The organism is Streptomyces sp. YGL11-2 (assembly GCF_050054615.1).
Lineage (GTDB): Bacteria > Actinomycetota > Actinomycetes > Streptomycetales > Streptomycetaceae > Streptomyces.
Genome location: NZ_JBNHIN010000009.1, coordinates 174,121 through 184,033 on the forward strand (window position 1 = coordinate 174,121; position 9,913 = coordinate 184,033).

Consider the following 9,913-nt stretch of genomic DNA (forward strand, 5'->3'; position numbering starts at 1 on the left):
CGACGGATCGCCGACGCTGTGACTGATGTCACAGAAGCTGAGACGGCTGACGTGCTGAGCACGCTCGGCGTCGTCTCGGAGCGTCGGCGATCCGTCGCGTCCGCAGAGGCGCCCAGAACGCCTCTGCCGACGCAGGGAGGCCCCTCGAACGCCCACTCCGAGGTGGAGTGGGTGTGAGGGCCTTCGGGCTGTCTCGCTGTCCGTAGGGCCCGCCCGACGTGGCGTGTGGTGCACCTCGTTCACCGGAGGGGCGGAGCCATCACCGGCGCTGTCTTCGGCGGCGGCGAGCCGTGATGTGATGGCGCCGTGAGTCGCGCCGCAGAAGAGACCAACCGCCGCATGCTCCGGGCGCGGGATGCGATGGACCGCGTCTATGCGCAGCCGCTGGACGTGCCGGCCCTGGCCCGGATCGCCCATGTGTCGCCGGCGCACTTCTCCCGCACCTTCCGGGCCACGTTCGGCGAGACGCCGCATCGCTACCTGCAGCGCCGCCGTGTCGAGCGGGCCATGTTCCTGCTGCGGGAGACCGACCGCAGTGTGACGGACATCTGCTTCGAGGTCGGCTTCGGCAGCCCGGGAACCTTCAGCCGCACGTTCCGCGACATCGTCGGGCGGTCGCCGAGGACGTACCGCAAGGAAGCGGTGGCCACGGGCGTGCCCACGTGCTTCACGATGGCGTGGACACGACCGAGCGGCTGATCGTCCATCCTGCCTGTGCTGCCCGTGCTACCCGTCGACAGAGCAGTTCTGGATAAGTTTTCGTCCCGCCGGCTCAGTAGCGTGGTGCACATGTTCAACGCCATCACGCACTCGCAGATATACGTCCTGGACCAGGACGAGGCCCTCGACTTCTACGTCGGCAAGCTCGGCCTGGAGGTCGCCGCCGACGTCGACCTGGGCTTCATGCGCTGGCTGGCCGTCAGCGTTCCCGGTCATCCCGAGCGCCAGATCCTGCTGGAGAAGCCGGGCGCTCCGGCGATGTCCGAGGAGACGGCGGAGCAGGTCCGGGAGTTGGTGACCAAGGGGGCGATGGGCGGGTGGCTCATCTTCACCACGGACGACTGCCGCAAGACGTACGAGACGCTGCTGGGCCGAGGCGTGGAGTTCACCGAGGAACCCACGGACCGCCCCTACGGTACCGACTGCGGACTTCGCGACCCCTTCGGCAACCGGATCCGCTTCACCGAGCCGAGGGCCTAGCGGTGACGAGGCGTCAGGGCCTGGAGCGGCCCCGGCTTCGACAGTCACCGCGCTGCGTTCGCACACGGCGCGCTGTGTTCACCCGCTCACGCATGCGGGGTCAGCCCATCAGGTGGAGGGGAAGGCCACAGGTCGGACGGACGAGCTGCGTCAGCACCGCCGTTGACCAGCCGATCTCACCCCTGTGGGACAGGATGGAAGCGGCTCACTGATCCAAACGGAAAACCGCAAAACGTTGCAGCCGTGCTTGCCATCCGACGTCTGCCCGCAGATGGACACCCAGATCCAGATCGGCCCGACGGGCAAGAAGCTGCTACCGCTGACCGTCGTCAAGTAGCGCCCCCGCGCCCCGGGCCCGGCCTCCGCCTCGCGCGGGGCCGGGCCGGGCTCTCTCCAGCCGGCGCCACGCTCAGGCTCGACACCTCATCAGAGGCGTTGCTCCCACCGCGTCAGGGGCATCCCTTGTCCGCCCACATCAGGGAAACCTTGCGCCACCCCGGCGTGTTCGCCGGGTGGTGGTCCAGCCAGTTCTTGAGCGTGGAGCATTCGTACGCCGGAACGGTGTGGTGCGCGGTGACGGCCGTGACCGTCTTCGGGGCGGTCGACGCGCTCGCGGGCTGCGATATCGCACCGACCGAGGTCAGCAGCAGCGGTGTGACGACGGCGGTGATCAAAGCCCGACGCCGGGGGTTCCCACGCCGAGCGCCGGCGGAAGTCGACATGACGCGCCTCCTAGCAGGAAGACTGCTCCCCAGCGTTCAACGCGGGGTCCGCGGCCGATAGGGCCGAACGGTCCAGCACCCGGACAGGCCCCGTTGCGGTGCGGTCACGGCCCGCAGGCCCCGCCTCCCGGGCTTCCGGGTGCCCCGCACAATGAGGCGCATGCCACCGCAGTTGATCACCCCCACCGTCCGCGTCCACGCCTCCTTCCTCGCCGCCACGGACGAGTTCCGCGCCGAGGGCGTGGACCGCTCCCGCCACTCCGGGCTGGGCCGTGAGCTGCGGACCTGGCGCACCCGCTGGCCGTCCGCCGAGGGGTTCGCCGCGTACGTCGCGCTGGTCGGCGCCCCCTCCCCGGACGAGCGGGCCGACGGCACGGTCCCGATGACCACCCTGTGGTGGGTGGACGGCGACACCTTCCTGGGCCGGCTCACCATCCGGCACCGGCTCACTGCGTCCCTGCACGAGTACGGCGGCCACATCGGCTACGCGGTACGCCCCACCGGCCGCCGCCGGGGCCATGCCACCGCGATGCTGCGTGCCGCGCTGCCGTACGCCCACCGCGAGTTGGGCATCGATCCGGTGCTGCTCACCTGCGACGACACCAACGCCGCCTCCCGCCGGGTGATCGAGGAGTGCGGCGGGGTCTTCGAGGACCGCCGGGCGGAGAAGCTGCGCTTCTGGATCCACGGCGGGGGAGAGCGCGGCTGACCGGGGGCGGCGCACTCGTCCGATGGATTTTGCCGGGCCGGGGGGCGCGGGCGGGCCGAGGTCCGGCCGCCCCGGCGGGAACTGGGCGGCGTCCGGGCACGTACTCTAGGTAAAGACGTCCGGGCGCGAAGTGCCCTCGCCCACGCGGGGGCGGTCCGGACCGGGCGACGCCAGCCGCGCCCCTAGACCAAGGAGAAGTAACACTGGGCAAGCGACAGCCCGAAGGCCCGCCGCCCGCACCGGCGGTGCAGCGCATCCGACTGCGCTACACCAAGCGCGGCCGCCTCCGGTTCACCAGCCACCGCGACTTCCAGCGCGCTTTCGAGCGGGCGTTGCGCCGCGCCGAGGTTCCCATGGCCTATTCGGCGGGCTTCACCCCGCACCCCAAGGTGTCGTACGCCAACGCCGCCCCGACGGGCACCGGCAGCGAGGCCGAGTATCTGGAGATCCAGCTCACCGAGCGCCGTGACCCGGAGGAGCTGCGCGAGCTGCTCGACGAGTCCCTGCCGGGCGGCCTCGACGTGATCGACGCCGTGGAGGCGCACACCAGCGGCCTCGCCGACCGGCTGCAGGCGTCGGTGTGGGAGATCCGGCTCGACGGCGTCGCCGCCGAGGAGGCCGGGCGCGCCGTCGAGGCGTTCCTCGCCGCCGAGGAAGTACAGGTCGAGCGCCGCACCAAAAACGGCATGCGGTCCTTCGACGCGCGGGGTGCGGTGGCGCGCCTGGAGGCAGCGGCTGCCGAGGGCGATAGGCCCGACGGCAATGCCTGTGCGATACTGCGGCTGGTTGTTCGGCATCTGACACCTGCCGTTCGACCCGACGACGTCCTGTCCGGCCTCCGAGCTACGGCCGACCTGGCGCCGCCGGTCCCCGCAGCGGTGACCAGGCTGGCGCAGGGGCTGCTCGATGAGGAGACCGGCGCGGTGACCGACCCGCTAGCGCCCGACCGCGACGCTGCCATGGCCGCCCCATCCACGGCCGCCGGGCTGAGTGCCGCGAAGGCGCCGAGTGGGGCCTCCCCGGCGATTTCCGGGGAAGGTACTGCGTAGGACGCGCGTCGTCGCGTCGCCGATCAGCCAGGGAGCCACCCCGGTCCGGCAGACGCACTGACCAGGAGACTTTCGCCGGTACCCGGCCAACGGGCCCGGCGAGCGAGACGACAGCTCCCGTGCGGCGCCCGCGCCCCGGACAGCGGAACCGCGCTCATCACGCGGACCGCGGCCGGAATCAGGCGCGGCGCCCGGGAGCGTGACGGGAGAACCGCCCGCATGCTCGAATCTATTGAGCCCAACGCATCCACGCCGTCCGCGGACCGTGGTGCCGACGACAATCACTCGCCCAGCGACACGCTGCCGCCGCGCCGCCGGCGCCGCGCAGCCTCCCGCCCGGCCGGCCCGCCGGCCGCCGCCGACGCCGGGGCCACGGCCGTGAGCGCCGAGGCGCCCGCGCCGCAGCCCGCCGCCGAGGAGCCGGCCGCCGCCGCGGTCACCACCGGCGACGAGGCCAAGCCGGCCCGCACCCGCCGCCGCGCCACCCGCAAGGCGACCGCGCCGGCCGGGCCCCCGCAGCCCGAGGCCGCCGAGCCCGCCGAGACGCCCGCGGCCGCCGCCGAGGAAGCGCCGGCCGCCGCCGAAGAGGAGCCGCGTCCGGCGCGTACCCGCCGCCGGGCGACCCGCAAGGTGAGCGCCCCGGTCGCGGCGCCGGAGCCTGCTGCCGTGGAAGCGGACGAGGAAGAGGAGGCGGCTGAGGCCGCTGCGGTTGCCGAGGAGGCGCCGGCCGCTGCCGCGGAGGAGAGCACGCGTCCGGCGCGCAGCCGCCGCCGGGCCACCCGCAAGGCCACCGCTCCGGCCGGGGCGCCGCAGGCCGCCGCCGAGGAGAGTGCCGCCCCCGCCGCCGAGGAGGCCGAGGAGACGCCGGTCGCCGAGGCCGAGGCCCCGCGCCGCCGGGCGCGCCGCCGTGGTGAGCGGACCCCGGAGCCGGCCGCCGCCGAGGCGCCCGCGCCGCGTGCCGCGGAGGAGCCCGCGCAGGAGGCGCCGGCACGTGGCCGTCGCCGGGCGCAGAAGCCGCCGACGGCGGTCTTCCAGGCGCCGGTGTTCACCGAGCCGATGTTCCAGACCCCGGAGAGCGCGGCTGCCGCGCACGCCGCCGCGGCCCGTCAGGACGAGGAGGCCGTGCAGGAGCCGGCCGAGGCGCCCGCGCCGCGCCGGCGCCGCCGCCGTGGTGCTGCCGAGGCCGAGCCGGTGGCCGCCGCGCCCGTCGCGGAGCCGGTCGCCGAGGAGGCCCCCGAGGCCGCCGAGGCGGAGGAGGAGCACGCCGAGGCTGGGTACGGCGAAGAGGGCGAGCGTCCCTCGCGCCGTCGCCGCCGGGGTGGCCGCCGCCGTCGCCGCGGTGAGGCCGCCGAGGGTGCCGAGGAGCATGCCGCGGAGGGCGAGGAGCATCCGGCCGCCGAGGCGGAGGAGGCCGAGGAAGCCGAGGAGGCCGAGGAAGCTGAGGAGCGGGCCGCCGAGGCCGGGGAGCCCGGCGGCAGCACGAGCAGCAGCCGCCGTCGCCGTCGCCGCCGTCGCCGCAGCGGTGAGCCCGCCGAGGTCGAGGCCGCGCACGCCGACGACCCGGAGCGTACGGTCGTCAAGGTCCGCGAGCCCCGCAAGAAGGACGAGGGCACCGGCGCGGACGAGGTGCAGTCGATCAAGGGGTCGACGCGCCTGGAGGCCAAGAAGCAGCGCCGCCGCGAGGGGCGCGAGCAGGGCCGCCGCCGGGTGCCGATCATCACCGAGGCGGAGTTCCTGGCGCGCCGGGAGGCCGTCGAGCGGGTGATGGTGGTCCGCCAGAGCGGCGAGCGCACCCAGATCGGCGTCCTTGAGGACAACGTGCTCGTGGAGCACTTCGTCAACAAGGAGCAGGCCACCTCGTACGTCGGCAACGTCTACCTGGGCAAGGTGCAGAACGTCCTGCCCTCCATGGAGGCCGCCTTCGTCGACATCGGCAAGGGCCGCAACGCCGTGCTGTACGCGGGCGAGGTCAACTTCGAGGCGCTGGGCATGGCCAACGGGCCGCGCCGTATCGAGACCGCGCTGAAGTCCGGCCAGTCCGTCCTGGTCCAGGTCACCAAGGACCCGATCGGCCACAAGGGCGCCCGGCTGACCAGCCAGGTGTCGCTGCCCGGCCGCTACCTGGTCTACGTGCCCGAGGGCTCGATGACCGGTATCAGCCGCAAGCTCCCGGACACCGAGCGGGCCCGGCTGAAGCAGATCCTCAAGAAGATCGTCCCCGAGGACGCGGGCGTCATCGTGCGCACCGCCGCGGAGGGCGCGAGCGAGGACGAGCTGCGCCGGGACGTGGAGCGGCTGCAGGCGCAGTGGGAGGAGATCCAGAAGAAGGCGAAGGCGTCCTCGACCAGCTCGCCGAGCCTGCTCTACGGCGAGCCGGACATGACCGTCCGGGTCGTCCGCGACATCTTCAACGAGGACTTCTCCAAGGTCATCGTCAGCGGTGACGACGCCTGGGAGACCATCCACGGCTATGTCTCGCACGTCGCGCCCGACCTCGTCGACCGGCTCCAGAAGTGGACGTCGGAGGTCGACGTCTTCGCGACGTACCGGATCGACGAGCAGCTGATGAAGGCGCTGGACCGCAAGGTCTGGCTGCCCAGCGGCGGTTCGCTGGTGATCGACAAGACCGAGGCGATGGTCGTGGTCGACGTCAACACCGGGAAGTTCACCGGCCAGGGCGGCAACCTCGAAGAGACCGTCACCCGGAACAACCTGGAGGCGGCCGAGGAGATCGTGCGCCAGCTGCGGCTGCGCGACCTCGGCGGCATCGTCGTCATCGACTTCATCGACATGGTCCTGGAGTCCAACCGGGACCTGGTGCTGCGGCGGCTGCTGGAGTGCCTGGGCCGGGATCGCACCAAGCACCAGGTGGCCGAGGTCACCTCGCTCGGGCTGGTCCAGATGACCCGCAAGCGGGTCGGCCAGGGGCTGCTGGAGTCGTTCTCCGAGCAGTGCGTGCACTGCAACGGCCGGGGCGTCATCGTCCACATGGACCAGCCGACGGCTGCCGGCGGTGGCGGCAAGCGCAAGAAGAAGGGCAAGGCCGGCGCCAACGGCGCGCAGCCGGAGCAGGCGGTCGAGGCCGAGGTGGCCGCGGAGGAGGCGGCGCCGGAGCTGGAGCCCGTGGCGGTGACGGAGGCCGAGCTGCAGCCCTCGGTGGACGGCACCGACGAGTGGTACGGCAGCCCGGCCGAGGCCGAGGCCGCCGCTGCCGGGCGGGGCCGTGGCCGCCGCCGGGCGAGCCGCAAGGTGTCCGCTCCGGCGGGTGCGCCCAAGGCCGCGGAGGAGGCCGCCGCCATCGTGCTGCCGGCCGAGCCGGCGGCCCCGGCCGCCGAGCCGGAGCCCGCTGCGGAGCCGGTGGCCGAGGCGCCGGCGGCGGAGCCCGCTCCGGTCCGGCCGCGCCGCCGGGCGACCCGCAAGGTGACCGCCCCGGCGGGTGCGCCGGAGGCGGTCGGTGAGCCGGCGGGCACGATCGTGATCACCGCTCCGGCGGCCGAGCCGGTCGCCGAGGCGCCGGCCGAGGTCCCGGAGCAGCCCGCCGAGGCGGCGCCCGCGGCCAAGAAGACCGTGAAGAAGGCGGCGGCGAAGAAGACCACCACCGCCAAGAAGACCGCGGCGAAGAAGACCACGGCCAAGAAGGCGGCGGCGAAGAAGACCACCACCGCCAAGAAGACCGTGGCCAAGAAGACCACCGCGAAGAAGACCACCGCCAAGAAGGCGGCGGCGAAGAAGACGGCAGCGGCCGAGCAGTCCTCGGCCGGGTCGGTGTCGGCTTCCGCGGAGGACTGAGCAGTACCCGGTACCCCGGGCCGTCACGGCGGCCCGGGGCCGGTTTGACCCCCTGGTCGAGGCCCCGTAACCTTGACCGTCGGTGTCTGTGTGGCACCACCCTCCTGAGCAACTACCTCTCGGCTCCGCCGAGGGAGGCCGCTCGTCCACTCGGATTCCACGGGCCGTATCCCGAGCCCGTGTGAGCGGCTGGCATCAGAGGATCCGAACCTAGCGAAAGAGAGTTCCGCGTGTACGCGATCGTGCGCACCGGCGGACGCCAGCAGAAGGTTGCTGTTGGCGACGTCATCGAGGTTGACCGCATTTCCACCAGCAAGGTCGGCGACGCCGTCGAGCTCTCCACGCTGCTGGTCGTCGACGGTGACGCGGTAACCAGCGACCCGTGGGTCCTGGCCGGCGTGAAGGTCCAGGCCGAGGTCGTGGACCACCACAAGGGCGACAAGATCCGGATCCAGAAGTACAAGAACAAGACCGGTTACAAGAAGCGGATCGGCCACCGCCAGCTCCACACGGCGCTGAAGATCACCGGCATCGACGCTCCGGCGAAGTAAGGGACTGAGGAGACATGGCACACAAGAAGGGCGCATCGTCCACTCGGAACGGTCGCGATTCCAACGCTCAGCGGCTCGGCGTGAAGCGCTTCGGCGGTCAGGCCGTCCTCGCCGGTGAGATTCTGGTCCGCCAGCGTGGCACCCACTTCCACCCGGGCACGGGCGTCGGCCGCGGCGGCGACGACACCCTGTTCGCCCTGCAGCCCGGCGCGGTGCAGTTCGGCACCCACCGTGGCCGCAAGGTCGTGAACATCGTCCCGGTCGCCGAGTAATTCCGGCCCGGACGTAGTACAGCAGCACGCCAAGGGCGGACCGCCTTTTCTCGCGGGAGCGGGAAGGCTGGTCCGCCCTTGGCGCGTTACGAAGAAGACATCCCATCTGAATCACAGCAGTACGCAGACAATCCCGCTGATCTGGAGGCATCCCCACCATGACCACCTTCGTGGACCGCGTCGAGCTGCATGTCGCCGCGGGTAACGGAGGCCACGGCTGCGCCTCCGTTCACCGGGAGAAGTTCAAGCCGCTCGGCGGCCCCGACGGCGGCAACGGCGGCCGCGGCGGCGATGTGATCCTGGTCGTCGACCAGGACGTCACCACCCTCCTCGACTACCACCACCACCCGCACCGCAAGGCCACCAACGGCCAGCCCGGCGCGGGCGACAACCGCGAGGGCAAGAACGGCAAGGACCTGGTCCTGCCGGTCCCGGACGGCACGGTCGTGCTGGACGGGCACGGCGAGGTGCTGGCCGACCTGGTGGGCCAGGGCACCACCTTCGTCGCGGGCCAGGGCGGTCGCGGCGGCCTCGGCAACGCCGCGCTCGCCTCCGCCCGCCGCAAGGCCCCCGGCTTCGCGCTGCTCGGCGAGCCCGGCGAGGCGCGGGACATCGTGCTGGAGCTGAAGACCGTCGCCGACGTCGCGCTGGTCGGCTATCCCAGCGCCGGCAAGTCCTCGCTGATCTCGGTGCTCTCCGCGGCCAAGCCGAAGATCGCGGACTACCCCTTCACCACGCTCGTGCCCAACCTCGGTGTGGTGACGGCCGGCGCCACGGTCTACACCATCGCCGACGTCCCGGGCCTGATCCCGGGCGCCAGCCAGGGCAAGGGGCTGGGCCTGGAGTTCCTGCGGCACGTCGAGCGCTGCGAGGTGCTGGTCCACGTCCTGGACACCGCCACCCTGGAGTCGGACCGCGACCCGGTCTCCGACCTCGACGTCATCGAGGCGGAGCTGGCGCAGTACGGCGGTCTCGGCGACCGGCCGCGGGTGGTCGTCCTCAACAAGGTCGACATCCCCGACGGCAAGGACCTCGCCGACATGATCCGCCCGGACCTGGAGGCGCGCGGCTACCGCGTCTTCGAGGTCTCCGCGGTCGCCCACCAGGGCCTCAAGGAGCTGTCGTACGCCCTCGCCGACATCGTCGCCAAGGCGCGGGCCGCCAAGCCGGTGCAGGAGGCCACCCGCATCGTGATCCGCCCCAAGGCGGTCGACGACGCGGGCTTCACGGTCACGCAGGAGGACGAGGGATTCTTCCGGGTCCGCGGCGAGAAGCCCGAGCGCTGGGTCCGCCAGACCGACTTCAACAACGACGAGGCGGTCGGTTATCTGGCCGACCGGCTCAGCCGCCTCGGCGTGGAGGACGCGCTCCTCAAGGCGGGCGCCCGCGCCCTGGACGGGGTGGCGATCGGCCCCGAGGACAACGCCGTGGTCTTCGACTGGGAGCCGTCGATGTCGGCCGGTGCGGAGATGCTGGGCCGGCGTGGTGAGGACCACCGCCTCGAGGCGCCCCGGCCGGCCGCGCAGCGGCGCCGCGACCGCGACGCGGAGCGGGACGAGGCGCAGAGCGACTACGACGGCTTCAACCCGTTCTGAGGGCGGGAGCCGTACGGGACAGGGCC

At 72.7% G+C, this 9,913-nt stretch carries 9 protein-coding genes; 8 read left to right on the forward strand and 1 reads right to left on the reverse strand.

The genetic code is table 11. The annotated features are described in order from the left end of the window. The first annotated feature begins 306 nt into the window (after positions 1 to 306). Positions 307 to 699: an AraC family transcriptional regulator gene (locus ACO1BR_RS13270; protein WP_352292760.1), complete on the forward strand. Its 393-nt coding sequence runs from the start codon at positions 307 to 309 to the stop codon at positions 697 to 699. Positions 700 to 789: 90 nt separating this feature from the next. Next, positions 790 to 1,200 carry a VOC family protein gene (locus ACO1BR_RS13275; RefSeq protein ID WP_426795259.1) on the forward strand — a complete coding sequence of 137 codons (411 nt, stop codon included), beginning with the start codon at positions 790 to 792 and terminating at the stop codon, positions 1,198 to 1,200. A gap of 449 nt (positions 1,201 to 1,649) precedes the next feature. Here the strand turns inward: ACO1BR_RS13275 and ACO1BR_RS13280 are convergent, their stop codons facing one another. After that, positions 1,650 to 1,922, reverse strand: coding sequence for a hypothetical protein (locus ACO1BR_RS13280; RefSeq protein WP_426795260.1), 273 nt, complete (start codon positions 1,920 to 1,922; stop codon positions 1,650 to 1,652). Between the two features lie 160 nt (positions 1,923 to 2,082). Between ACO1BR_RS13280 and ACO1BR_RS13285 the strand changes: the two genes are divergently transcribed. From ACO1BR_RS13285 to obgE, 6 genes are all read left to right on the forward strand, one after another. Continuing rightward, on the forward strand, positions 2,083 to 2,631 hold the full coding sequence (locus ACO1BR_RS13285) for a GNAT family N-acetyltransferase (RefSeq protein WP_426795261.1): 549 nt from the start codon (positions 2,083 to 2,085) through the stop codon (positions 2,629 to 2,631). Positions 2,632 to 2,876: 245 nt separating this feature from the next. Continuing rightward, the gene (locus ACO1BR_RS13290; RefSeq protein ID WP_426795262.1) at positions 2,877 to 3,680 is read left to right on the forward strand and encodes a TIGR03936 family radical SAM-associated protein; all 804 of its coding nucleotides are present in this window, start codon (positions 2,877 to 2,879) and stop codon (positions 3,678 to 3,680) included. A 219-nt stretch (positions 3,681 to 3,899) separates the two neighbouring features. Then, positions 3,900 to 7,469 (forward strand): Rne/Rng family ribonuclease, encoded by a 3,570-nt coding sequence (locus tag ACO1BR_RS13295; RefSeq protein WP_426795263.1) that lies wholly within the window; start codon positions 3,900 to 3,902, stop codon positions 7,467 to 7,469. A gap of 230 nt (positions 7,470 to 7,699) precedes the next feature. After that, positions 7,700 to 8,020, forward strand: coding sequence for a 50S ribosomal protein L21 (rplU, locus tag ACO1BR_RS13300; RefSeq protein ID WP_046928040.1), 321 nt, complete (start codon positions 7,700 to 7,702; stop codon positions 8,018 to 8,020). A 14-nt stretch (positions 8,021 to 8,034) separates the two neighbouring features. Next, positions 8,035 to 8,292, forward strand: coding sequence for a 50S ribosomal protein L27 (gene rpmA / locus ACO1BR_RS13305; protein ID WP_066931927.1), 258 nt, complete (start codon positions 8,035 to 8,037; stop codon positions 8,290 to 8,292). A 158-nt stretch (positions 8,293 to 8,450) separates the two neighbouring features. Beyond that, positions 8,451 to 9,887 (forward strand): GTPase ObgE, encoded by a 1,437-nt coding sequence (gene obgE, locus ACO1BR_RS13310; protein ID WP_426795264.1) that lies wholly within the window; start codon positions 8,451 to 8,453, stop codon positions 9,885 to 9,887. The last annotated feature ends 26 nt before the right edge of the window (positions 9,888 to 9,913 follow it).

Bases quoted from the DNA above. Each gene is read 5' to 3' on its own strand.
- ACO1BR_RS13280 (WP_426795260.1), bottom strand. From the start codon at position 1,922: ATGTCGACTTCCGCCGGCGCTCGGCGTGGGAACCCCCGGCGTCGGGCT.
- ACO1BR_RS13295 (WP_426795263.1), top strand. From the start codon at position 3,900: ATGCTCGAATCTATTGAGCCCAACGCATCCACGCCGTCCGCGGACCGT.
- obgE (WP_426795264.1), top strand. From the start codon at position 8,451: ATGACCACCTTCGTGGACCGCGTCGAGCTGCATGTCGCCGCGGGTAAC.
- ACO1BR_RS13275 (WP_426795259.1), top strand. From the start codon at position 790: ATGTTCAACGCCATCACGCACTCGCAGATATACGTCCTGGACCAGGAC.
- ACO1BR_RS13285 (WP_426795261.1), top strand. From the start codon at position 2,083: ATGCCACCGCAGTTGATCACCCCCACCGTCCGCGTCCACGCCTCCTTC.
- rpmA (WP_066931927.1), top strand. From the start codon at position 8,035: ATGGCACACAAGAAGGGCGCATCGTCCACTCGGAACGGTCGCGATTCC.